20 protein-coding genes and 1 tRNA gene are annotated in these 21365 nt (G+C 66.5%); 14 read left to right on the forward strand and 7 right to left on the reverse strand.

Annotation, left to right across the window (positions count from 1 at the left end):
* Positions 1 to 31: 31 nt before the first annotated feature.
* The 4 genes from chvE to AC1DGE_RS08835 all read left to right on the forward strand — a co-directional run bounded on the left by chvE (position 32) and on the right by AC1DGE_RS08835 (position 4569).
* A complete protein-coding gene (gene chvE / locus AC1DGE_RS08820; protein ID WP_476917320.1) occupies positions 32 to 1156 on the forward strand; it encodes a multiple monosaccharide ABC transporter substrate-binding protein in 1125 nt (374 codons plus the stop codon).
* 103 nt (positions 1157 to 1259) lie between these two features.
* Positions 1260 to 2789, forward strand: coding sequence for a multiple monosaccharide ABC transporter ATP-binding protein (mmsA, locus tag AC1DGE_RS08825; protein WP_441419101.1), 1530 nt, complete (start codon positions 1260 to 1262; stop codon positions 2787 to 2789).
* A gap of 5 nt (positions 2790 to 2794) precedes the next feature.
* On the forward strand, positions 2795 to 4102 hold the full coding sequence (gene mmsB / locus AC1DGE_RS08830) for a multiple monosaccharide ABC transporter permease (RefSeq protein ID WP_441419102.1): 1308 nt from the start codon (positions 2795 to 2797) through the stop codon (positions 4100 to 4102).
* Between the two features lie 131 nt (positions 4103 to 4233).
* Positions 4234 to 4569, forward strand: a complete 336-nt coding sequence (locus AC1DGE_RS08835) for a hypothetical protein (RefSeq protein ID WP_476917292.1) — start codon at positions 4234 to 4236, stop codon at positions 4567 to 4569.
* Between the two features lie 34 nt (positions 4570 to 4603).
* On the opposite strand, the gene AC1DGE_RS08840 is transcribed toward AC1DGE_RS08835, so the two are convergent.
* Complete coding sequence (locus AC1DGE_RS08840; RefSeq protein ID WP_441419104.1) at positions 4604 to 5341, reverse strand: LysR family substrate-binding domain-containing protein; 738 nt, start codon at positions 5339 to 5341, stop codon at positions 4604 to 4606.
* Between the two features lie 133 nt (positions 5342 to 5474).
* Between AC1DGE_RS08840 and AC1DGE_RS08845 the strand changes: the two genes are divergently transcribed.
* Positions 5475 to 5879 carry a DUF5997 family protein gene (locus AC1DGE_RS08845; RefSeq protein ID WP_138767873.1) on the forward strand — a complete coding sequence of 135 codons (405 nt, stop codon included), beginning with the start codon at positions 5475 to 5477 and terminating at the stop codon, positions 5877 to 5879.
* A gap of 86 nt (positions 5880 to 5965) precedes the next feature.
* Here AC1DGE_RS08845 and AC1DGE_RS08850 read toward each other — a convergent pair whose 3' ends face one another.
* Positions 5966 to 6343, reverse strand: coding sequence for a VOC family protein (locus AC1DGE_RS08850; protein WP_441419105.1), 378 nt, complete (start codon positions 6341 to 6343; stop codon positions 5966 to 5968).
* A gap of 134 nt (positions 6344 to 6477) precedes the next feature.
* On the opposite strand from AC1DGE_RS08850, the gene AC1DGE_RS08855 reads away from it, so the two are divergent.
* Together AC1DGE_RS08855 and AC1DGE_RS08860 are read left to right on the forward strand one after the other, a co-directional pair.
* Positions 6478 to 7095, forward strand: a complete 618-nt coding sequence (locus AC1DGE_RS08855) for a hypothetical protein (protein WP_476917293.1) — start codon at positions 6478 to 6480, stop codon at positions 7093 to 7095.
* Positions 7092 to 7730, forward strand: coding sequence for an NADPH-dependent F420 reductase (locus tag AC1DGE_RS08860; RefSeq protein ID WP_476917294.1), 639 nt, complete (start codon positions 7092 to 7094; stop codon positions 7728 to 7730). Before AC1DGE_RS08855 ends, AC1DGE_RS08860 begins: the two co-directional genes overlap by 4 nt.
* A 36-nt stretch (positions 7731 to 7766) precedes the next feature.
* Here the strand turns inward: AC1DGE_RS08860 and AC1DGE_RS08865 are convergent, their stop codons facing one another.
* The 4 genes from AC1DGE_RS08865 to AC1DGE_RS08880 form a co-directional block, all read right to left on the reverse strand.
* Positions 7767 to 8249: a pyridoxamine 5'-phosphate oxidase family protein gene (locus AC1DGE_RS08865; RefSeq protein ID WP_441419108.1), complete on the reverse strand. Its 483-nt coding sequence runs from the start codon at positions 8247 to 8249 to the stop codon at positions 7767 to 7769.
* Between the two features lie 140 nt (positions 8250 to 8389).
* The gene (locus AC1DGE_RS08870; RefSeq protein WP_441419109.1) at positions 8390 to 9919 is read right to left on the reverse strand and encodes an APC family permease; all 1530 of its coding nucleotides are present in this window, start codon (positions 9917 to 9919) and stop codon (positions 8390 to 8392) included.
* Positions 9916 to 10830 carry a universal stress protein gene (locus AC1DGE_RS08875; protein ID WP_476893465.1) on the reverse strand — a complete coding sequence of 305 codons (915 nt, stop codon included), beginning with the start codon at positions 10828 to 10830 and terminating at the stop codon, positions 9916 to 9918. Before AC1DGE_RS08875 ends, AC1DGE_RS08870 begins: the two co-directional genes overlap by 4 nt.
* 74 nt (positions 10831 to 10904) lie before the next feature.
* The gene (locus tag AC1DGE_RS08880) at positions 10905 to 12290 is read right to left on the reverse strand and encodes a flavin monoamine oxidase family protein (protein WP_476917295.1); all 1386 of its coding nucleotides are present in this window, start codon (positions 12288 to 12290) and stop codon (positions 10905 to 10907) included.
* Positions 12291 to 12458: 168 nt separating this feature from the next.
* On the opposite strand from AC1DGE_RS08880, the gene AC1DGE_RS08885 reads away from it, so the two are divergent.
* Positions 12459 to 13148: a TetR/AcrR family transcriptional regulator gene (locus AC1DGE_RS08885; protein ID WP_476917296.1), complete on the forward strand. Its 690-nt coding sequence runs from the start codon at positions 12459 to 12461 to the stop codon at positions 13146 to 13148.
* A 111-nt stretch (positions 13149 to 13259) separates the two neighbouring features.
* Here AC1DGE_RS08885 and AC1DGE_RS08890 read toward each other — a convergent pair.
* A tRNA-Leu gene (locus tag AC1DGE_RS08890) sits at positions 13260 to 13342 on the reverse strand.
* A 386-nt stretch (positions 13343 to 13728) separates the two neighbouring features.
* Here AC1DGE_RS08890 and AC1DGE_RS08895 point away from each other — a divergent pair.
* Genes AC1DGE_RS08895 through AC1DGE_RS08920 form a run of 6 tightly spaced genes read left to right on the forward strand, consistent with a single transcriptional unit; the run spans position 13729 to position 21361 of the window.
* Positions 13729 to 14472: an FhaA domain-containing protein gene (locus tag AC1DGE_RS08895; RefSeq protein WP_441419113.1), complete on the forward strand. Its 744-nt coding sequence runs from the start codon at positions 13729 to 13731 to the stop codon at positions 14470 to 14472.
* Positions 14469 to 14951 carry an FHA domain-containing protein FhaB/FipA gene (locus AC1DGE_RS08900; protein ID WP_056736728.1) on the forward strand — a complete coding sequence of 161 codons (483 nt, stop codon included), beginning with the start codon at positions 14469 to 14471 and terminating at the stop codon, positions 14949 to 14951. Before AC1DGE_RS08895 ends, AC1DGE_RS08900 begins: the two co-directional genes overlap by 4 nt.
* 2 nt (positions 14952 to 14953) lie before the next feature.
* The gene (locus tag AC1DGE_RS08905) at positions 14954 to 16633 is read left to right on the forward strand and encodes a PP2C family protein-serine/threonine phosphatase (protein WP_476917297.1); all 1680 of its coding nucleotides are present in this window, start codon (positions 14954 to 14956) and stop codon (positions 16631 to 16633) included.
* Positions 16630 to 18087 (forward strand): FtsW/RodA/SpoVE family cell cycle protein, encoded by a 1458-nt coding sequence (locus AC1DGE_RS08910; RefSeq protein ID WP_476893468.1) that lies wholly within the window; start codon positions 16630 to 16632, stop codon positions 18085 to 18087. The genes AC1DGE_RS08905 and AC1DGE_RS08910 overlap by 4 nt, the downstream gene beginning before the upstream one ends.
* Positions 18084 to 19541: a peptidoglycan D,D-transpeptidase FtsI family protein gene (locus AC1DGE_RS08915; RefSeq protein ID WP_476917298.1), complete on the forward strand. Its 1458-nt coding sequence runs from the start codon at positions 18084 to 18086 to the stop codon at positions 19539 to 19541. The genes AC1DGE_RS08910 and AC1DGE_RS08915 overlap by 4 nt, the downstream gene beginning before the upstream one ends.
* The gene (locus AC1DGE_RS08920; protein WP_441419117.1) at positions 19538 to 21361 is read left to right on the forward strand and encodes a protein kinase domain-containing protein; all 1824 of its coding nucleotides are present in this window, start codon (positions 19538 to 19540) and stop codon (positions 21359 to 21361) included. The genes AC1DGE_RS08915 and AC1DGE_RS08920 overlap by 4 nt, the downstream gene beginning before the upstream one ends.
* Positions 21362 to 21365: the final 4 nt, after the last annotated feature.

Raw genomic sequence — 21365 nt, forward strand, 5'->3', positions numbered from 1 at the left:
GTGCTGTCCGCGGAAGGAGAATATCGTGAGAATGAAGAAACTCCTGGGCGCGTTCGCCGTCGTCCTGGCCATCACCGCCGGGGCCACCGGCTGCGGGAGCCGCGGCGGCGCCGCCGCCCCGTCGTCGGCTGCGGCCTCGGATGCCGCCGGCGCCCTGGTCGGCATCTCGATGCCCACCCAGACTTCCGAGCGGTGGATCGCGGACGGTAAGAACGTCTCCGAATCCGTCACGAAGCTCGGCTACAAGGCGGACCTGCAGTTCGCCAACGACGACATCCCGACGCAGGTCTCGCAGATCGAGAACATGCTCACCAAGGGCGCCAAGGCCCTGATCATCGCCGCGATCGACGGCACCACGCTGACCGATGTCCTCGCCAAGGCGAAGGAGCAGAACGTCAAGGTCATCGCCTACGACCGGCTCATCAACGGCTCCCCTAACGTGGACTACTACACCACTTTCGACAACTATACGGTGGGCGTCCAGCAGGCCACGTCGCTGCTGACCGGCCTGGGGCTGGTCGACGCGAGCGGCAAGAAGGTGGACGGCAAGGGTCCCTTCAACGTGGAGCTCTTCGCCGGCAGCCCGGATGACAACAACGCCAACTTCTTCTGGAGCGGCGCCATGGACACGCTCAAGCCCTACCTCGATGCAGGCACCCTGAAGGTTCCGAGCGGCCAGACCAAGTTCGAGCAGGCCGCCATCCTCCGCTGGCAGGCTCCCGTGGCCCAGAAGCGGATGGAGGACATCCTGACCGCGGCCTACAGCTCCGGCAAGAAGCTCGACGGCGTGCTCTCCCCGTATGACGGCCTGTCCATCGGCATCATCTCGGCACTGACCAGCACCGGCGGCTACGCCAAGGGCAGCCTGCCGATCGTCACCGGGCAGGATGCCGAGAAGGGCTCCGTGAAGTCCATCATCGCCGGCGAGCAGTATTCCACCATCTTCAAGGACACCCGCCAGCTTGGCGCCCAGGCCGTAAAGATGGTCGACGCCGTACTCAAGGGCCAGGAGCCGGAGACCAACGACACCAAGACCTACAACAACAAGGTCAAGGTTGTTCCGGCCTACCTGCTCAAGTCCGTGATCATCACCAAGGACAACTACAAGAAGGAACTCATCGACTCCGGCTACTACACCGACGCCGACGTCAAATAGCCGAACTAGCGGGTGCGGCCGGGCCACCGGCCGCACCCGCTGTGCAGAGGCCCCTTATTAACCGCAGAGCGGTCCAGTTTCGACCAGTCAGTGGGAATTGACGATGAAAACACCCATTCTTCAAATGCGAGGAATCACCAAGACCTTCCCGGGCGTGAAGGCCCTGCAGGACGTCACCCTGGAGGTGAACCGCGGCGAGGTCCACGCGATTTGCGGCGAAAACGGCGCCGGCAAGTCCACCCTCATGAAGGTGCTGTCCGGCGTCTACCCGCACAGCTCCTTCGACGGTGAGATCCTCTTCGAAAACGAACCCTGCAATTTCTCCGACATCTCGGACAGCGAAGAGCGCGGCATCGTCATCATCCACCAGGAATTGGCGCTCAGCCCGTACCTGTCCATCGCCGAGAACATCTACCTCGGCAACGAACAGGCCACGAACGGCTGGGTGGACTGGCGCAAGACCAACCTCGAGGCCGCCAAGCTGCTGGCCCGGGTGGGCCTGAGCGAGAACCCCGTCACCCCGGTCCAGCAGATCAGCGTCGGCAAGCAGCAGCTGGTCGAAATCGCCAAGGCGCTCTCCAAGAAGGTCAAGCTCCTCATCCTCGATGAGCCGACGGCGGCCCTAAACGACGAAGATTCGGGCCACCTGCTGGACCTGATCCTGCACCTCAAGGGCCAGGGCGTCACCAGCATCATCATCAGCCACAAGCTCAACGAGATCCGCAAGGTTGCGGACGCCGTCACGATCATCCGGGACGGCAAGACCATCGAGACCCTCCGCCTCGACGAAGGCAGCGTCACCCAGGAGCGCATCATCCGCGGGATGGTGGGCCGCGACCTGGAAAGCCTGTACCCGGAGCGTGAGCCCGTGATCGGCGAGGAAGTCCTCCGGATCGAAGACTGGTCTGTCCGGCACCCTCAGGACCACAGCCGCATGGTGGTCAACAACGCCAGCCTCAATGTCCGCAGGGGTGAAGTGGTGGGACTGGCCGGCCTCATGGGTGCCGGCCGGACGGAGCTGGCCATGAGCGTCTTCGGCCGCTCCTACGGCACCGCGACGTCCGGGAAGGTGTTCAAGCACGGTAAGGAGATCAACACCTCCACCGTTGCCGAGGCCATCAAACACGGCCTCGCCTACGCGACCGAGGACCGCAAGCTCTACGGCCTGAACCTCATCGAGGACATCAAGCGCAACATTTCCATGGCCGCGCTGCGCAAGCTTGCCAAGGGCGGCTGGGTGGACAAGAACAAGGAAACCCTGGTGGCCAACGGCTACCGGAAGAGCATGAACATCAAGGCCCCTTCCGTGGCGGCCATCACCGGGAAGCTTTCCGGCGGCAACCAGCAGAAGGTCGTGCTGAGCAAGTGGATGTTTTCCGATCCGGATGTGCTCATCCTCGACGAGCCCACCCGCGGAATCGACGTGGGCGCCAAGTTCGAGATCTACACGATCATCGCCAAGCTGGCCGCCGAGGGTAAGGCGGTCATCGTCATCTCCTCCGAGCTGCCGGAGCTGCTGGGCATCTGCGACAGGATCTACACCCTGTCCGCGGGCCATGTCACCGGCGAGGTGCCCATCGCCGAGGCATCCCAGGAAACCCTCATGCACTACATGACCCAAGAGAAGGAATAGCGAACATGTCCGCCCTACGAGAATCCCTCGGCTTCCTGACCAGCCGCCTCCGCCAGGTTGGCATCTTCGTCGCCCTGATCCTGATCGTCCTGCTGTTCCAGGTCCTGACCGACGGCATCCTGCTGGAGCCCCAAAACGTCACCAACCTGGTCGTTCAAAACAGCTACATCCTGATCCTCGCGATCGGCATGGTGATGGTCATCATCGCCGGCCACATCGACCTGTCCGTGGGCTCCGTCGCCGGCTTCATCGGCGCCGTCGCCGGCGTCATGATCGTGCACTGGGGCTGGCCCTGGTGGGCGGCCATCCCGGCCTGCCTCCTGGTCGGCGCGCTGGTCGGCGCGTGGCAGGGCTATTGGATTGCCTACGTCGGCATCCCCGCATTCATCGTCACCCTCGCCGGCATGCTGATCTTCCGCGGCCTGACCCTGATCACGCTCAAGAACCAGCAGATCACCCCGTTCCCGGCGGAGCTGCGCGCCCTCGGCGGCGGATTCCTTCCCGACATCTCCGGCGGGACCTCGGTGCTGGAATGGCTCACCGTCATCCTGGGCGTCGGAGCCACGCTGGCCCTGTTGATCCAGTCCATCAAGGAACGCCGGATCCGCGCGAAGTTTGAGCTGGAGAACGAGCCCATGACCTGGTTCGTGATTAAGACCGCGTTCATTGCGCTGCTCATGCTGGTCATCACCTTCCTGCTGGCCAGCTACCGCGGCACCCCGATTGTCCTGATCGTGCTCGCGGTCCTCGTGATCGTCTACAGCGCCCTGATGAACAACAGCGTTTTCGGCCGCCACACCTACGCAATCGGCGGGAACCTGCACGCCGCGGAGCTGTCCGGCATCAAGACCAAGGCCGTCACCTTCCGCCTGTTCGTGAACATGGGCGTCCTCGCCGCGCTGGCCGGCCTGGTGTTCACCGCGCGGCTCAACTCCGCGCAGCCTGCCGGCGGCACCGGCTTCGAACTGGATTCCATCGCGGCGGCCTTCATCGGCGGCGCCGCGGTCACGGGCGGCATCGGCACCGTGGCGGGCGCCATGATCGGTGGCCTCATCATGGGTGTGCTCAACAACGGCATGTCCATCCTGGGCCTCGGCACCGACTACCAGCAGCTCATCAAGGGCCTGGTGCTGCTGATCGCCGTCGGCTTCGACATCTTCAACAAGAACCGCGGCGGCGGGGGCAGCGTCCTGGGGAACCGCTTCAAGCGCAACACCACTCCCCCGGCCACCGAGACTGCCGCTCCCCCCGCGGCACGTCCCGCCGGCGCCGCCGAGGAACCGGCCCGGACCGCGACCGTCCCCACCCCCTGACCCGTCGTTGCGCAAAATTCCTGTCGGCCCCGAATTCGGGGGTCGGCAGGAATTTTCCGCGTCGCGGGCCGATCTTCACGGACGAATGCCGGTCACCAGGTCCGGCACCGGCAGCTTGCTAGGCTGAAAACATGAAACGTCCCCTCGCCGCCGCGTCCCTTGCCGTCCTCGTGGTTGTCCTGACCGGCTGCGGCCAGGTGCAGCAGGCCGCCGAGAAGGCCGTCAACGACGGCGCTTCCCAGGTCGCGACCGCGGCCGGCAGCGAGATCAAGAAGCAGGCCTGCTCCCTCGTGGCGGACGGCCTGGTCAGCGTCCAAGACAAGAAGGCCCTTGGCGGCCTGGTGGCCGGTGCCCAGGGCGCCGGAGTGCCTGCGGAGATCACCACCCCGCTGAAGCAGATCGCGGATTCGGGCGACCAGGTGCCGGCCGATTCGGTCAAGGCCCTACAGGACGCCTGCGCCAAGTAGCTGGCAGTTATTGCGAGCCAGCTGGGTGGGCTGGCTAGCGCTTTCCCTTTTTCCGGGATCCCTTGCCGCGGCCCTTGTCCGGGTTCGGCGCGTACCGTTGCGCCACCTTGGGTTTCTTGACTGCGGGCCCGCGCCGGTCCGGCTTCGGCTCGCGCTTGGGTTTCTCCTGCTGGGCCGAGGGCTGCCGGGAGCTGGCCGCAGTGCGGCCGCGGACGATCCCGATGAACTCCTCGATCACCGCATCCGTTGAATCGCTGGGCCAGGCCAGGGCGATCTCGGTCGTTGGCGCGCCGGTAAGCTTCCGGGCCACCGTGTCCTTGACGTTGAAGTGCCGCGCCACAGACATCGGCAGGATGGCCAGCCCGGCCCCGGTGGCCACCACCTGCAGCGCCTGTTCGGGTCCGCCAAGGGCAGCCACATCGAGGAACGTCTCGGCGGCCAGGTCAGCCAGCGCGACCTCCTCGAACACGGAGATCTCATGGCCCTTCGGCGCCACCACCACGGGTTGCTCTTCGTAGAGCGGGATGACGCTCAGGCCCTCGCGCTCCACCGGCAGGCGGACGAAGCTCAGGTCCGCCGAGCCGTCGCGCAGCACCGCGAGCTGGGCGCCCTCGTCGGACATGAACGAGTGCAGCGGAACATCCGGCATCCGCTCTTCCCAGCGTCGGATCCATTTACCGGGAGTCACGCCGGCAACATACGCGAACCTCAGTTCCCGGCTCTCGGGTACCGATTCGTCGTGGGGCTGGGCTGTTTCTTCTTCTGCGGGCACAGGTTCACAGTACCGTCAGTGCCGCAGGATGCTCCCGCCCCGGCGACCGCTTGGTGTTGCTTTGCTGCCGCTTTGGTCCTGCTTTGATGCTGCGTTGGTGCCCTGCGGGCGCCCCGCCGGATACCCTTGAAGCATGACCTCTGCAAACTCCCAGTCCATGAAGCCGGCCACCGTTGCCAAGAAGCTTGGCATCTACCTGCCCGCGACACCCCAGGAGTTCCAGGATTCGGTTATCACCCGCGCTGATTTCGCCGAGCTCCAGGCCAATCCGCCGGAGTGGCTCGCCGAACTGCGCCGCACGGGCCCGCACCCGCGCCCGGTTGTCGCGCAGAAGCTCAACGTCTCCATCAGCGGCCTCGCCCGCGGCGGCGTCGAGGAGGCGCTGACGACGGCGGAAATCACCGCGCTGCTGCAGGCTCCCCCGGCCTGGCTGGTCGCCGAGCGCGCCACCCACGCCGCGGTCCGCGCCGAAGCCCAGCGCGTCAAGGACGAGGCTGCCAAGAAGGACGCCAAGAAGGCCCGCGCCAAGGCCGAGTAGCCGCTGCCGTTTCGACGGTTCCGCGCCCACTCGACGCCGCTAACCGCGCTGCCGGCAGACAACCGTCGAAACGGCGCTGCCGTCGCTTAGTCCTGGTGCAGCTGGACGTAGTTCCCGCAGCCGTCGTCGAGCACCACGCTCGTACCCCAGGGTCCGTCTGAAGGTTCCGCCTGGAAGATGACACCCTTGGCCGTCAGCCGCTCGTACTCCGCCCGCACGTCCGGTACGCCGAGCACGATCGCGGGCAGACCGGCGTCGTGAACCGCATTCATGTACGCCGCGCCGATCGGGTTGTCGCTGGGCTCCAGCAACAGCCCCGCGGACTCTCCGCCGCCGGGGTCCTTGATGATGTAAAGGTTCTGTTCCGGCAGCGCCATGAGCGTTTCGAACCCCAGGATTCCGGTATAGAACTCGTGGGCCGCCGCCGGGTCCTTGACGTGGATACTGCACATCTTCAGTCGCATGGGCCCTAGGCTACCCGGGACGCACCCGGGTGGGAACCGCGTGGGAACCGGCCATTGACGGCCTGCGCGGGATGGATTCCAATGGAAGCAGCGGAACTGCACCCGCCCGGGACGGGTTCCGCAGGAGGTGCGCCATGCCGTCACTATCAGGCTCCGCCCCGCTGGGGGCGTGGCAGTTCGCGTCCCTTGCCTTCCTCGTCGCGGCCGCGGTGGCCGGCACGGTCTACCTCGTCCGGAAGCACCGGGCGTCCGACGGCGGGCTACCGGACGCTGTGTTCTGGGACGGTTTCGCAGGGATCGCGGTCGTCGCCCCCGCTGTGTTCCTGCCATCGCTGGTTTCCCCGTGGACCGGGCTCATGCTCGCAGCCGTGGCCGTTATGACGGCTGCTGCCAGCTACCGCTGGACGCCTAGGCTGTTCCGCTGGCAGGAAGCAAGGCGTACCGCCCGGGGCGCCGCAGCCGCCGATGCAGCCGCGGCCATCCGGCACCGCGCGGTCCTCGCACGGTGGCAGCGCTACGAACTGGATCCCGCATTCTGCATCGATTTCCCGGCCATGAGCGATCCGGCCCGGCCGGAAACCGCCGCGATGCTGAAGGCGATGAAGGCGGCCGAACGGCTACGCCACGGATCCGGCCCGGACGGCCAGGCACCCGGCGGCTACAGCACCGCCGTCGACCGGCTGGAACAGGCACTGGCGGAGGCAGAGCGCGCCGCCGGCGCGTTGCAGGTTTCCACTGAAGGGGCACGATGACTGACGTCACGATTATCGGCAGCGGCAACATGGCCCGGGCGATTGGCCTGAGGGCGGTCGCGGCCGAACGCTCCGTCCAGGTCCTGGACCGGAGTCCGGACAACGCCGCCAAGCTTGCGGCGGAGCTGGGTCCGGCTACGACGTCGGGCGGCCTCGGCGATGTGCCCGAGGGCGACATTGTGGTCCTGGCCCTCTACTTCGAACCGGCCAAGGAAGTCGCAACCCACTACGGCGACACGCTCAGCGGCAAGACGGTGATCGAGATCAGCAACCCGGTCAATATGGAAACCGGGGACTCGCTGGAGGTCGAACCGGGGACCTCGGCGGCGGAAGAGATCGCCCGGCTGCTGCCCGGAGCCCGGGTGGTGAAGGCCTTCAACACGACGTTCGCGGGCACCCTGGCGGAGGGCTCGGCGAAGGGCATGGCGCTGGATGTCTTTATCGCCTCCGACTCAGAGGCGGCCCGCAATGAGGTGGCGGCCTTTGTCGCCGCGGCAGGACTCCGGCCCCTCCAGGTCGGGGCGTTGCGGCACGCCCGCGAACTGGAGGGGATGCAGCTGCTGGTGATCGGCCTGCAGCTGAACCCGGCCTATGAATCCTTCAATTGGGGGACGGCGCTCAAGATCATCGACTGAGATGATCGGCTGAGCAGCGCCGCCGGCCGGGCCGGCCTAAAGTTCGACCGTACCGCTTTCGCCGACGCTCATCCGGCTGTTGGTGACCTTCGACTTCACCCACTGCAGCACAGTCGCGGCCGTTCCGCCCGGGCTGGTCCAGTACTCGGCCGAATCGGAGTCCACGCGCAGCAGTACCACCTCGGGGGTGTCCGGCCCGTCCGGGAACCATGCCTCGACAGCCTGGTTCCACCGGTCGCGGATGGCCTGCCGGTCCGTGACCACTTCCGCCGTACCGGCCACCGACACCCACTCGGTGCCCTTGCCGAAGGACACATTGACCGCGGGGTTGGCCTTGACGTGTGCCACCTGCGAGGTGCCCTCCGAGGTGAAGAACCACATGTCGCCGTCGTCCTGGACGTCCTGGACGGCCAGCGGGCGGCTGACGAGGGCGCCCTGCTCGTTGATAGTGGTGAACATCCCGATCCGCGAATCGTTAATAATGTCCGTCACCTTGCTGATGTCCTGTGCGTCCGACATGCGCTCACCTCGTCCTTGATCCAACGGAGGAAGGTCCTCCTGCCGCCAGCCTATTGATAAGTGTGCTTACTTTTCAAGGCGCACACGCAGGGCTGGTGGAAGGAGGACCTTCGACTGTCCGGATTCCGGCTTACTTCTGGTCAGTTGCCGCGGGTCAGGACCTGTCCCTTGAAGAACTCGGGGCGGAGTTTGGCCATCACCAGCATGAGCACCGCACCCAGCAGGATGACGCCCATCCCGAGGATGAACACCAGGCCCAGGCCGCCGACGGATGAACCGGAGCCGTACTCCGGGTCCATCGAGTCGTAGGCGGTCTTGAAGAACATCACCAGCAGGATGACGCCGCCCAGCAGCGGAGCGAGGAACTTGAAGAAGAAGGAGTGCGCTCCACTGAAGGCCTGGGCGCGGAAGAACCAGACGCAGGCCAGGGCGGTGATGCCGTAGTAGAAGCAGATCATCATGCCGAGGGCCGTGATGGTGTCCCACAGCGCATTTTCGGAAAGGGTCCGGGTGACGACGTAGAACACGGCGGCGGCCACGGCCGAGGCGATGGTGGCGTAGCTCGGGGACTTGTAGCTGGGGCTGATCTTGCCGAATTTGTGCGGCAGCGCCTTGTAGTGGCCCATCGACAGGAGGGTGCGGGCCGGGGAAACGAAGGTGGACTGCAGCGATGCGGCCGAGCTGCTCAGGATGGCCAGTGACATCAGGATCGCGAAGGGGCCCATCACGGGTCCGGCGAGGACGGCGAAGATGCTGCCCTGGTTCTCCGGGTTGCCGGTGCCGAGGCCCTCGGTCCCGACGCCGGCGAAGGCCAGGGTGGACAGCGCGACGGTCATGTAGATGATCACGATGACCAGCACCGTCACGGTGGCCGCGCGGCCAGGGGTCTTCTCCGGGTTCCGGGTCTCCTCGTTCATGGTCAGGGTGACGTCCCAGCCCCAGTAGATGAAGATGGACAGCGAAACGCCGGCCGCGAAGGCGGAGAAGGATTCGACGGCGAAGGGGTTGAACCAGTCCGGCGCGATGGCGGTGGCGTCAAAAGCCGTGCCGTTCGCCACGTGGCTGAAGGCCGCAACGGCGAACCAGCCCAGCACGAGCAGCTGGAAGGCGACCAGAACGTACTGGACGGTCTTGGTGGTTTCCATGCCCCGGTAGGAAATCCAGCACGCCAGGGCAATGAAGACCAGCGTGGTGGCGATGTTGAGCGGCAGGTTGGTGGTCAGGTCCGCCAGCTCCGGGTTGCCGAAAAGCTGGGCCAGCATGAGGTAGAAGAAGTCCACGGCGACGGCGGCCAGATTGGACAGCACGATGATGGTCGCCGCGATCAGCCCCCAACCGCCCATCCAGCCGATCCACGGGCCGAAAGCCCGCGAGGCCCAGGTGAACGAGGTGCCGGCGTCGGGCATGGCGTTGTTCAGTTCGCGGTAACCGAAGGCCACCAGCAGCATGGGAAGGAAGCCCACCAGGAAGATCGCCGGAAGGTGGACGCCGACCTCGGAAACCGTCGGGCCCAGGGCCGCGGTCAGGGTGTACGCCGGTGCGATGCAGGAGACGCCGATGACGACGGCGCCAATCAGCCCCACCGATCCGGCCTTAAGTCCCTTCTCGCTCAGGCCGTGGTCCTGCTTGCTGTGTGCTGCGGCCTTGGCGGTCGCGTGTTCAGTGCTCATGCTTGTGCCTCTCGGGAGGTGTCAATCGACGGTGATTGGTTCTGGTGCTTGAGCTCGTAGTCGCTGGGGACCACGATCATCGGCACCGGCAGGGCGCGCAGGATGCGGTTGGCCGTGCTGCCCAGGAAGATGGAGCGGCTCCGGGCGAGGCGGCTTGATCCGATCAGCAGGATCTCGCCGTCTTCCCAGTCCAGCCGGTCCACGGCCTCTTCGACGCTGCGGCCCTGGGCCACCACGACGTCGGCCTTCGCGGCCGGCGCGGCGCCCGACGAAGCGGCCGGGAGGGCCGCCGCGAGGTGCTTGTTGGCGTACTCGCGGGCGGCATCTGCCGCCTCGTCCGAGTCACCGGCATCCAGGGTCAGCAGCGACACGACGCGCAACGGCACCTCCCGGTTCACCGCCATGGAGACGGCGAAATCCAGCAGCTTCTCGGCGCCGGCACGGCTGCCGAGCCCGCAGCTGACGCGGGTAAGCGCGTCCCGGCGGTGGTAGCCGTGCGGAGCCAGTGCCACCGGGACCGTTGCAGCGTGCAGCAGCGCACTGGCCACGGAGCCGACGGTGAAGCGCTTGAACAGCCCGCTGCTGGTGGCCCCGATGATAAGCATGTCGGCCTGGAACTCGTCGCAGGCCTCGATCAGGGTCTGTGCGTCGGATTCCCCGCTGCGCACATGGGCCTTGGCGGGGACGTCCGCCGGGATGAGGGAGAGGGCTTCGTCGAGCCATTCCCCCGCCTGCTGGTGCAGGTAGCTGTCATAGCCCGCGGCGGGCGCGTGGGCCGCGTTGAACACTCCGGCATCCGGGATGGCCACCACCAGGTCCAGGCTCGCTCCACGGCCGCGGGCCAGGGAGACGGCCAGATTGACGGCATCACGGCCTCTGGCATTGGCGGAATACCCCACTACGTAGCGCATCTGGCCGACCTCTCTGACTTCTTGGATAGGGTTCTGGGACAAGGATTGATTTGAAGGGACGTGCTTTTCGGGGGCTAGCGGGCGGCCGGCATGCGGTCGGCAGCGGCGGTGATCCGGGCGGCTATCCGGCGCCCCATCCGCACTGCGCCGTCCACGTGCTGGTACCCCTCGGCCGCGAGGTCGGAGGAAGCCCAGTAGATCGGACCCACCGGCGCGTGCTGGTCCTTGCCGTAGCGGTGCAGGCCGCCCAGGTCGTAGCTGGCGGCGTAGGCACCTCGGGTCCATTCCTCCGAACCCCAGTCGGATTCGTAGTAGACCTCCGGCTCAAGGGCCTTCTCGCCCAGGAAGCCGGCGATGGATTCAAGGATGGCGCGGCGTCGCTCCTCCGCGCTGAGTTCGAACATGGCGTCGGCCTTTTCGTCCGAGACGAAGCCCACCAGGGTGCCGCGGGGGTCCTCGTGGTTGGTGTTGTCGTAGACCTCCTGGACCAGCGCGTCAGCCCCGAAACAGGTGCCGGACAGTCCGTCCTCGCGCCAGAACGGCGTGCTGTAGACGGCGTGCACCTTGATGACCAGGCCGAGGGACTGGTGCTGGTGCATCTGGTGCTGGCGGCGGGGCAGCGGCGGGTTGTAGGAGACCCGGGAGTAGAGGTTCGGCGGCACAGCCATGATCACGAAGCGGGCGTTCACGGTGGCGCGGTCCGACACCACAGTCACCCGGTGTCCGGTGCCACTCTCATCCCAGTTGATCGTGCGCACCGGGCTGGAGAGGACGACGTCGTCGCCCAGTTCCGCCGCCTGCAGCAGCGAGACCTGCTGCATGCCGCCGACGACGCGCTTGTCCAGGATGAAGTCCTCATCGGTGAGGTGGGTGAAGGAACCCGCCGAAGCCGCCATCAGGACGGCCTGCAGGGCGGAGAAAGCGTGCGCGGGCTTGGTCAGCATGCCGCCGGCGATGAACAGGCCGATGTTGTTGCAGGCTTCCTCGTCGGAGGAGTTCTGGCGCAGCCAGTGGTGGAAGGAGATGGTGTCCAGTTCACGGGCCTTGGGGTGCGCCCACGGCTCGGTGGCGCCGATTTCCGCGGCGAGCGAGTCCAGCAGCGCGGTCAGTTTGTCCATCTCAGCGGCAGTGGTGTCACTGACCGGGAAGGAGTCACCGGTGTACAGCGTGCGCTTGCCGTCGGCACCGATGTAGACGGACTGGCCGTCACGGTAGCGGTCGTAGGTCTTCAGGCCGAGCTCATCGAGGAGCTCAAGCAGCGCCGTCTGGTCCGGCGAAACCCACTGTCCGCCGATCTCCAGCATGGCGCCGTCAATCGTGTCCGTCCAGGTGCGGCCGCCCACCCGGTCGCGGGCTTCCAGCACGGCAACGCTCAGGCCGGCCTTCTGCAGCTCCCGTGCTGCGGTCAGCCCGGCCGGCCCGGCTCCAACGATGACGACGTCGCGGTCAAGTTCCAGCATGATGTCCTCTCTGTGGCCGCGGAGTGATGCGAACCACTAAATGAATGCCATTCATTTAGTACGACTATAGCGGTAACGTTGGAAAGAGGGAAGACCCCGGCGCAAGATCGCATCCGGTGGAATAATCCGTGGAATAGTCCAGAGGACAGCCCAGTAGAAAGGCCCGCAATGCCGGCAGCCAAAAGCGCCACCGCGGATCCGCACCGACCCGACGCCAAACCGCGCCGCCGGGTGGGCAGGCCCCCCTCGGCCGTCCTCGACCAGGACGGCATCACCGCGGCCGGCCTGCAACTGGTGCGCAAAAGCGGCTACGACGGCTTCACCATGGCAGCCCTGGCCCGCTCGCTGAACGTGGCGCCGTCGGCGCTGTACAACCACGTGTCCTCAAAACGGGAGGTGCTGGTCCTCATCCAGGACCACCTGACGTCATTCGTGGACGTGTCGGCCTTCGAGACCGAGCATTGGGACCAGGCGGTGCGCGATTGGGCCTGGAGCTACCGCGACGTCTTCTCGCGGCACACCCCGCTGATCCCGGTTATTGCGGTGCTTCCGGTGGCCGACGCCCCGAAGACCCTCGCCATGTACGAGGCCGTCAGCGCGGGGTTCCGCCGGGCAGGGTTCCCGCAGGAACGCATCATCTCGGCAATCGTGGCCCTGGAGTCCTTCATCTTCGGTTCCGCCTACGACGTGACGGCACCGGCGGACATCTTTGATTCCGGCAGCCTGGCGGCCGAGACGCCGAACTTCTCCGCCGCCGTCGCCAGCCTGGGCGAGCAGGGCTACGCGAACCAGGCGGACGTGGCCTTCGGCCTGGGACTCGAAGCGCTGATCGAGGGCTTCGGGGCGCTGCGGGGGTAGGACGGTGGCGCCGGACCGGCCGGGCGGCCCAACGAAGCCCGGAATCTGACTGAGACGCGGCATCAAACAAAAAAGAACCCCGGTCCGAAGACCGGGGTTCTTTCATTTGCGTGCGCGAGGGGGGATTTGAACCCCCACGCCCTTTCGGACACTGGCACCTGAAGCCAGCGCGTCTGCCGTTCCGCCACTCGCGCGCAACTTCTTTCACCCGGCAGAGGCCCGGAATCCGGACCAGCAACCTCGTAAAAGCAGCGAGATCAAGCATAACGGACAACTGCGGGAAAACACCAATCGGGACTCCGGGGGCGCCAAACCGCCGCAACGAAGGCACCCGGAACCCGCCTGCCCAGTCCCCCGCGGCGCCAGCCCACCCGCAGTGGGCTCCCGGACATCCGCGCACGTCAGGGCCGGTCAGACGCAAATATCCCGACCGCAGCGGCGGGCCGCATTAAGGCCATTCCCAGCCTTGCCCAGTAGTATCTGATGTAGGAGTGCCCGGTTACGGCGGACTCCTGCGAATGTTGGAAACCGAGTTCCGGAACAAACGCTGCCCCGCAGCTGCCAGGAAAGGAGAAGGACCATGGGCTTGCTGGACAAAGTCGAGCGCGGCATCGAAAAGGCCGTCCGCGGAGTCTTCTCCACCGGTTCCCGCGCCCAGGTTGAGCCGGTCGAGATCGCCAGCCACCTCCGCCGCGAAGTGGACAACAAGGCCCTCACCGTCGCCGCGGGACGCACCCTTGCACCCAACGTTTTCGATGTCCTGCTCAGCGGCGACGATTTCCAGCGGGCCCAGGAGTGGGGAACCCCGCTCGCGGAAGAACTGTGCGACGTCGTCATCAACCACGTCCGCAGCCAGGGATACACCCTCCAGGGTCCGGTGCGGATCAGCTTCCGCCGCGACGAGGACCGCCGGGCCGGCGATTTCGAAATCACGTCCCGGACCGAAAAGGCCGGTGGAGCCCCCGCCCAGCCCGGCGGCCAGGGCACCATGCCCGCAGCCCCGACCCGGCAGCCCGGCCGCCTCCAGCCGGTGCTTGACATCGACGGCCAGCGGTATTCGCTGAATGCACCCTCGGTGGTCCTGGGCCGCTCCTCCGAAGCGGACATCCTGATCGACGACACTGGAGTGTCGCGCCGACACCTGGAGATCCGTACCGGCCAGGGCGCAGCGCAGGCCATCGACCTGGGCTCAACGAACGGCAGCTACGTGAACGGCCACAAAGTGGTGGGCAGTTCGGAACTCACCGACGGCGCCACGATCACGATGGGACGGACCAAAATCATTTTCCGCCTGATGCCCGCCAACCCGGGCGGCCGCCCGTGAGTGAACTGACCATCACCGCCCTGCGCTTTGGTTTCCTGATCCTGCTCTGGGTGCTCATCTTCAGCATCGTCTCAGCCATGCGCCGCGACCTCATGATCGGCCGCAAAGCCGCCGCCGGTGCCCCCACCGCACGGCAGGTGCGCCGGAACCCTGCACTGGCCGAACCTGCCCCGGCCCCGGTGAAGCAGCAGGCCCGCCAGCTCGTCGTCACCGAAGGCCCGCTGAAAGGCACCACCCTTCCGTTGGCCGCGAGCCCCATCCTGCTGGGCCGGGCACAGGAAGCCACCCTGGTCCTGGAGGACGACTACGCCTCCGGCCGGCACGCACGCCTGTTCCCGCAGGGCAGCCGCTGGTTCATCGAGGACCTCGGTTCCACCAACGGCACGTATCTGGCAGATCAACAGCTGACCCGGGCACTTCCGGTGGAGCTGGGTGTCCCCGTGAGAATCGGCAAGACGGTCATTGAATTGAGGCCGTAGCCATGGCTGCCCCCGAATCCCCCGCAGACAAGGCAGCAACTGCCCTGAAGCGGCCGCTCATCATGCGCTACGCCGCGCGCTCCGACGTCGGCCGCGTGCGCGCGAAAAACGATGACTCCGCCTACGTCGGCCGCCACCTCGCCGTCGTCGCGGACGGCATGGGCGGGCACGCCGGCGGTGACGTGGCATCCGCCGCCACCGTCCTGGACATGATCCATTTGGACCGCGATGACTACGACGCGGAGGCCGGCGAGGCCGACACCGTCCTGGCTGACGAGATCCAGACCGCCAACTCGCTCCTCTCCGAGCTGGTCCACATGAACCCGAAACTCGCCGGCATGGGGACCACCGTGACCGCGCTGCTGCTGGCCGGGGGCAAGCTCCACTTCGCGCACATCGGCGATTCGCGCGCCTACCGGCTGCGCAACGGCAAGTTCGAGCAGGTCAGCGTGGACCACACCTTCGTCCAGCGGCTCATCGACGAGGGCCGGCTGCGCCCCGAAGAGGCCGAGACGCACCCGCACAAGAACGTGCTCATGCGTGTCCTCGGCGACGTCGACGCCAGCCCGGAACTCGATCTGGACGTCCTCGACGTCGAACCCGGGGAACGCTGGCTGCTCTGCTCCGACGGGCTGAACTACGTTGCCGGCCACGTCGTTGAGCGCACGGTCCGGGAGACCAAGAGCCTGCGCGAGTGCGCCGAAAAGCTTGTTGACCTCACCCTGGAGGCCGGCTCCCCGGACAACGTGACAGTCGTCATGGTGGACATCGCGGAACAGACGCCGGACGACGTGAACACCGCCGCCGTCCAGGTCGTCCCGGCAATTGTCGCCGCGACAGCACTGGCATCGAAGACCGCACCACCGGCCGCACCACCGGCCGGCAGTGCCGGCAGCACCTATGCCGGCAAGGCTTCCGAGAACGCCAAAGACGACTACTCGGCCGGCAGATCAGACAAAACCCCGGAGGAGGCCGCCGGCCCGGCCAAGGAGCCAGAGCCCTCCACCGATCCGCATCTCGGCGAGCACCTGTCCGCCGAAGTCCTGCGTGAGGAACTCTCAACCCGTCCGCATGAACTCGTCGGCGCGGCGGCCTCCGCCGCGGCCTCCGGCTCCATCCCCTCCATCGCTGGCCGCACGGTGGCCCGCCGGGCCGCAACGGTGTTAACGCACAAGGCGGAGCCGGACAGGGAAGACGCCGACGAGTACAAACCGCCGGTCAGGCGCCGGCGCTGGCTGACAATCTCCATCGCCGCGGCGATCGTGGCCGTGCTGGGTATCGGCCTCTGGCTTGGTTACGCCTGGACGCAGACCCGGTACTACATCGGGGAGCACGATCAGCGAGTTGCCATTTTCAACGGGGTTTCCCAGCGCTTGGGCCCCATTCCGCTTTCCACCCTCGAGACGGTGACCGATATCCGGATGTCTGACCTGCCAGAGTTCTCGCAGCAGCGTGTACGCCAGACCGTTCCCGCGCGGGACCTCTACGACGCGCAACGGATCGTCAAGAACCTTGAGCGCACCGGCACGACGGCGCCGGCCGACGAGTGCCTGACCCCCTCCCCCACGCCGAGCGCCAGCGCGACCGGGCGGGCCACATCCGGCGCGGCCGCCCGTTCCAAATCGGCTTCCCCGACCCCGACGCCCTCGCCGTCGCCGAGTTACTGCGAGGGGGGCAAATGACGCCGATCGATCCCACGCCCAAGCCGCGCCGCAACGCCGAGCTGGTGCTGCTGGTCCTTGCCCTCGCGGTGGGGATCGGTGCCAACGCCCTCGTCGGCGTCGACCGGCAGAAGGCCTTCGACACCGATTTCTGGTTCCAGTCCGGCCTGCTCACGGCCGCGGCGCTGGCCTTCCATCTGGTGCTCCGCATCCGCGCAAAATACGCCGATCCGGTAATACTTCCCCTGGTCGTCGCGCTTAACGGCCTTGGCCTGGCAATGATCCACCGCCTCGACCGCGTCGGGGAAGACACCGGCAATAACCAGCTGCGCTGGACCCTGGTGGCGATGGCCGTGGCCATCGCCGTCATCTGGTTCCTGAAGGACCACCGGATCCTGCGCCGCTTCACGTACATTTCCCTCGCGGTCAGCGCAGTGCTGCTGATCCTGCCGCTGGTACCGGGGATCTCCGCCGGCGAGGTTCTGGGCGCGAGTGTCTGGATCAAACTCGGGTCCATGACCTTCCAGCCCGGCGAAATCGCGAAGATCACCCTCGCCATCTTCTTCGCCGGCTACCTTTCCTCCAACCGGGACCTCATCCTGCTGGCCGGACGCAAGATCGGGCCCCTTCAGTTCCCCCGGTTCAAGGACATGGGCCCCATGATCACCGCCTGGCTGGTCAGCATTGGCGTGCTGATCTTCCAGCGCGACCTCGGCACCTCGATCCTGTTCTTCGGCCTGTTCCTGGTGATGATCTACGTCGCCACCAGCAGGATCAGCTGGGTGATCATCGGCGTCGTCCTGATGGTGGCCGGCGGCTTCGTGGCGTCCAAGGTCTTCTCGCACGTGGCACTGCGGATCGACGGCTGGCTCAATGCGTTCACCGAGGAGGTCTACGGGCGGGAATTCGGCGGCAGCCGGCAGATCGTCGAAGGGCTCTTCGGCATGGCCAACGGCGGCCTCGTCGGCACCGGCCTCGGCCAGGGCCGCCCCAACCTCGTCCCGTTCGCCAACAGCGACATGATCGTCGCCTCCTTCGGCGAGGAACTCGGGCTGATCGGCGTCTTTGCGATCGTGCTGATGTATCTGCTGCTCTTCACCCGCGGTTTCCGCGCCGCGCTCGGAACCCGGGACGCGTTCGGCAAACTGCTCGCCACCGGATTGTCCTTCGCCATCGCCCTGCAGTGCTTCGTGGTGATCGGCGGCGTCACGCGCCTGATCCCGCTGACCGGCCTGACGACGCCTTTCCTGGCGGCCGGCGGCTCCTCCCTGCTGGCGAACTGGATCATCGTTGGCCTGCTGCTGATGATCTCGCACACCGCACGCGGGCCGGTGGACACCACGCCCCTCCCGCCGGGCCAGGATCCTGGGCTGCAGAATGAGACTCCGGCCATGCCGCCGAAGCCTGCCACGGCACCGGCCCGCGGCACCAGCACCAGTCCAGACGCTCCCACCGAGGCGGTGAAACTCCCGTGAACCAGGCCATTCGCAACTCCTGGATCGCCGCGATCGCGATGTTCGCGCTGATCTTCGGTGCGCTCAGCTATGTCCAGGTGGTGGGCGCCGATGAACTCAAAGCCAACGCGTGGAACAAGCGCACCTTGCTGCAGAACTACTGCAACGACCGCGGTGCMATCATCGTCGGCGGCAAGCCGGTGGCGCAGTCCGTGGCGGGCAGCGAGAGCTGCCAGTTCCAGCGCACCTACGCGCAGCCGGAGCTCTACGCCGGCATCACCGGCTATTTTTCGAAGAACTACGGCCTGACGGGCATGGAACTGGCCATGAACGAACAGCTCGCCGGCAGCTCGGACCAGTTGTTCCTGGACCGGGTCGGCCAGCTGTTCCTCGGCAACCAGCCCAAGGGCGCCTCAGTCGAGCTGACGCTGGATCCGAAAATCCAGAAGCTTGCCTATGACCTGATCCCCGAGGGCCAGCGCGGATCGATCGTGGTGTCCAACCCGAAGACCGGTGCGATCCTGGCCATGGTGTCCAAGCCCTCGTATGACCCCAATCTGGTGGCCACCCAGGATTCCGACGCCGAAGCGGCGAACATCACCAAGCTGAACAAGATCCCGGGCATCAACCTGAACCAGTCAGTGAGCGGTCCCACCGGCGCGCTGCTGGCTCCGGGGTCCGTTTTCAAGATCATCGACACGGCGGYGGCCCTGGGTTCCGGCAAGTACAACAAGGACAGCGTGCTGCCCAACCCGGCCGAGATGCCGTTCCCGGGAATCCAGTACAAGCTGCCGAACTACGCCGGCGGCAACTGCTACACCCGGAACACCGCCTCGTTCGCGTTCGCCCTCCAGCAGTCCTGCAACACCCCGTTCGCCAGCATCGCTATCGACCTGGGCCAGAAGGCGATCGAAGAACAAGCCAGCAAGTTCGGCTTCGGGCAGGACTTCGGCGACCAGCTGAAGCTCCAGATGGCAAAGAGCACTTTCCCGAGCGAGCCGCTGGACGACGCCGGGCTCGCGCAGTCGGCCATCGGACAGCGGGATGTCCGTGCCACGCCGCTGCAGATCAACATGATGACCGCGGCCATCGCGAACGGCGGCGTTCAGATGAAGCCCAACCTGATCAAGGCCCTGCGGTCCCCCGATCTGCGGATTCTCAACGAGCCCAAGCCCGAGGCACTCCGGACCTCCACGAGCCCGGAAATCGCCCGCCAGATCAGCGAATGGATGACCAGCGTCGTCAGCGAAGGCATCGCCCGCGGCGCCGCGGTGCCCGGCGTCGAGGTGGCAGGCAAGACCGGCACGGCCGAGCTCGGCACGGGCCTGAACAATTCATGGTTTACCGGGTTCGCCCCGGCGAATGACCCGCAAGTGGCCGTCACGATTGTCATGCAAGGCGTGGACATCACCACCGGCGCAAATCTAACCAGTCCGAACGCGAAGAAGATTTTTGAGGCGGTGTTGAATAAGTGAGGCCTACATCGGGAATCACCCTCGGCGGCAGATTCCAGCTGACCACACGCATTGCGATCGGCGGCATGGGAGAAGTCTGGAAGGCCAAGGACCTGATCCTTGGCCGGATCGTCGCGATCAAGGTCCTCAAGGAGGAATACACCGGCGACCCGGGGTTCCTCCAGCGTTTCCGGGCCGAAGCGCGGCACACCGCCCTGCTGAACCACGTGGGCATCGCCAACGTTTTTGACTACGGCGAGGAAGAAGGCTCCGCCTACCTCGTCATGGAACTCGTTCCCGGACAGCCGCTCAGCAGCATCATCGAGCATGAGCAGGTGCTCTCGCCGGACCGCACCCTGTCGATGATCTCCCAGACGGCACGAGCCTTGTCCGTCGCCCACGCCCAGGGCCTGGTGCACCGGGACATCAAACCAGGCAACCTGCTCATCACCCCGGACGGCCGGGTCAAGGTCACCGACTTCGGCATCGCGCGGCTGGCCGACCAGGTTCCGCTGACGCAGACGGGCCAGGTGATGGGCACGGCCCAGTACCTCGCCCCGGAACAGGCCACCGGGCAGACCGCGACCGGCGCCTCCGACATCTACTCGCTCGGCGTGATCGGCTACGAATGCCTCACGGGGCACCGTCCGTTCTCCGGCGAATCCCAGATTGCGATTGCGCTGGCCCAGGTCAACGACGCCCCGCCGCCATTGCCGGACAGCCTTCCCAGGCCGGTCCGCGCGCTCCTGATGTCGATGCTGGCCAAGGACCCCAAGAATCGCCCGGCCGATGCGATCAAGCTCGCCGAAGCGTCCGATGCCATCCGCAACGGCGACATCGCGGCCGCGCACGCGGCCGTTCCGGGCATGCTCCTCTTCGAAGCAGCCACCGGCCCCATTACCGCACCGGTGAACGTCCCCACCGCAGCGACGGGTGTCATCGGCGCCAGCGCGGCTGAGGACAAGTCGACGTCGGCGCTGCCGGTGATCGGCGCCGCCGGCGCGGGTGCCGCAGCCGGGCTGGCGGCCGGGGCCGCCGCGGCAAGCGGACATGGCGCACGCAGTGCCCTGTCCCGCGCGGATGCGCTGGCCGCGGAACGCAGCTGGATACCTGAGGAAGAGGACTATGACGGCTACGAACCGGAAGAGGAAGAGCCACGGCGGAAAGGCCGCAGCCCCTGGACCTGGCCGCTGATCGCCCTGATCCTGCTCGTTCTGTTTGCCTTGGTGGGAGTGGTCCTGTCGCAGGCCGGGATCCTGTTCCCCTCGTCCCCGGCCGCCACCAGCTCCAGCGCCAAGGCCAGTACGACAAGCGCCGCGCCGACGTCCAAGAGCCCGAGCCCCAGCCCCTCCAGCAGCTCGGCCACGCCAACTGAGTCGACGCCGGCCGCCATCAACCTGATTCCGGATGCCTACAAGGGCCGCCCCTATAACGACGTCCGGGCGGAACTGAACGGCCTGGGCCTTCAGGTCAAGGGCAACCCCATCGCGGACCCCTCCGCCCCCGACACGGTGATCGACATCGATCCCTCCGGCCCCGTACAGCCGGGTGAAACCATCACGGTGAGCTACTCCAAGGGACCGGAAAAGGTTACCGTTCCGACGCTGGAAACGGGGGCCAGCGAGGCAGCCGTCCAGCGCGCGATCGAGGGGGCCGGGCTGCGCTGGCAGAAGGGTGCTCCGGTCGAAGGCGACGGAACGCAGCAGGAGGGCACCTTTGTCAGTTCCGAGCCGGGATCAGGCGAGAAGGTCCCCGCCGGTTCCGTGGTCACCTATCACCTTGCCACCGCGCCGGCGCCCGTCTCGGACTCTCCCTCGCCGAGCGTCAGCACCACCAAGTAGGCGC

This window comes from Arthrobacter sp. 05N425 (assembly GCF_056397125.1).

Excerpts from the sequence above, each read along its gene's own strand:
- AC1DGE_RS08870 (WP_441419109.1), bottom strand. The coding sequence starts at position 9,919 with ATGAGCACTGAACACGCGACCGCCAAGGCCGCAGCACACAGCAAGCAG.
- AC1DGE_RS08875 (WP_476893465.1), bottom strand. The coding sequence starts at position 10,830 with ATGCGCTACGTAGTGGGGTATTCCGCCAATGCCAGAGGCCGTGATGCC.
- AC1DGE_RS08860 (WP_476917294.1), top strand. The coding sequence starts at position 7,092 with ATGACTGACGTCACGATTATCGGCAGCGGCAACATGGCCCGGGCGATT.
- AC1DGE_RS08910 (WP_476893468.1), top strand. The coding sequence starts at position 16,630 with ATGACGCCGATCGATCCCACGCCCAAGCCGCGCCGCAACGCCGAGCTG.
- AC1DGE_RS08865 (WP_441419108.1), bottom strand. The coding sequence starts at position 8,249 with ATGTCGGACGCACAGGACATCAGCAAGGTGACGGACATTATTAACGAT.
- AC1DGE_RS08880 (WP_476917295.1), bottom strand. The coding sequence starts at position 12,290 with ATGCTGGAACTTGACCGCGACGTCGTCATCGTTGGAGCCGGGCCGGCC.
- AC1DGE_RS08845 (WP_138767873.1), top strand. The coding sequence starts at position 5,475 with ATGACCTCTGCAAACTCCCAGTCCATGAAGCCGGCCACCGTTGCCAAG.
- AC1DGE_RS08905 (WP_476917297.1), top strand. The coding sequence starts at position 14,954 with ATGGCTGCCCCCGAATCCCCCGCAGACAAGGCAGCAACTGCCCTGAAG.
- AC1DGE_RS08850 (WP_441419105.1), bottom strand. The coding sequence starts at position 6,343 with ATGCGACTGAAGATGTGCAGTATCCACGTCAAGGACCCGGCGGCGGCC.
- mmsA (WP_441419101.1), top strand. The coding sequence starts at position 1,260 with ATGAAAACACCCATTCTTCAAATGCGAGGAATCACCAAGACCTTCCCG.
- AC1DGE_RS08885 (WP_476917296.1), top strand. The coding sequence starts at position 12,459 with ATGCCGGCAGCCAAAAGCGCCACCGCGGATCCGCACCGACCCGACGCC.
- AC1DGE_RS08855 (WP_476917293.1), top strand. The coding sequence starts at position 6,478 with ATGCCGTCACTATCAGGCTCCGCCCCGCTGGGGGCGTGGCAGTTCGCG.
- chvE (WP_476917320.1), top strand. The coding sequence starts at position 32 with ATGAAGAAACTCCTGGGCGCGTTCGCCGTCGTCCTGGCCATCACCGCC.
- AC1DGE_RS08895 (WP_441419113.1), top strand. The coding sequence starts at position 13,729 with ATGGGCTTGCTGGACAAAGTCGAGCGCGGCATCGAAAAGGCCGTCCGC.
- mmsB (WP_441419102.1), top strand. The coding sequence starts at position 2,795 with ATGTCCGCCCTACGAGAATCCCTCGGCTTCCTGACCAGCCGCCTCCGC.
- AC1DGE_RS08835 (WP_476917292.1), top strand. The coding sequence starts at position 4,234 with ATGAAACGTCCCCTCGCCGCCGCGTCCCTTGCCGTCCTCGTGGTTGTC.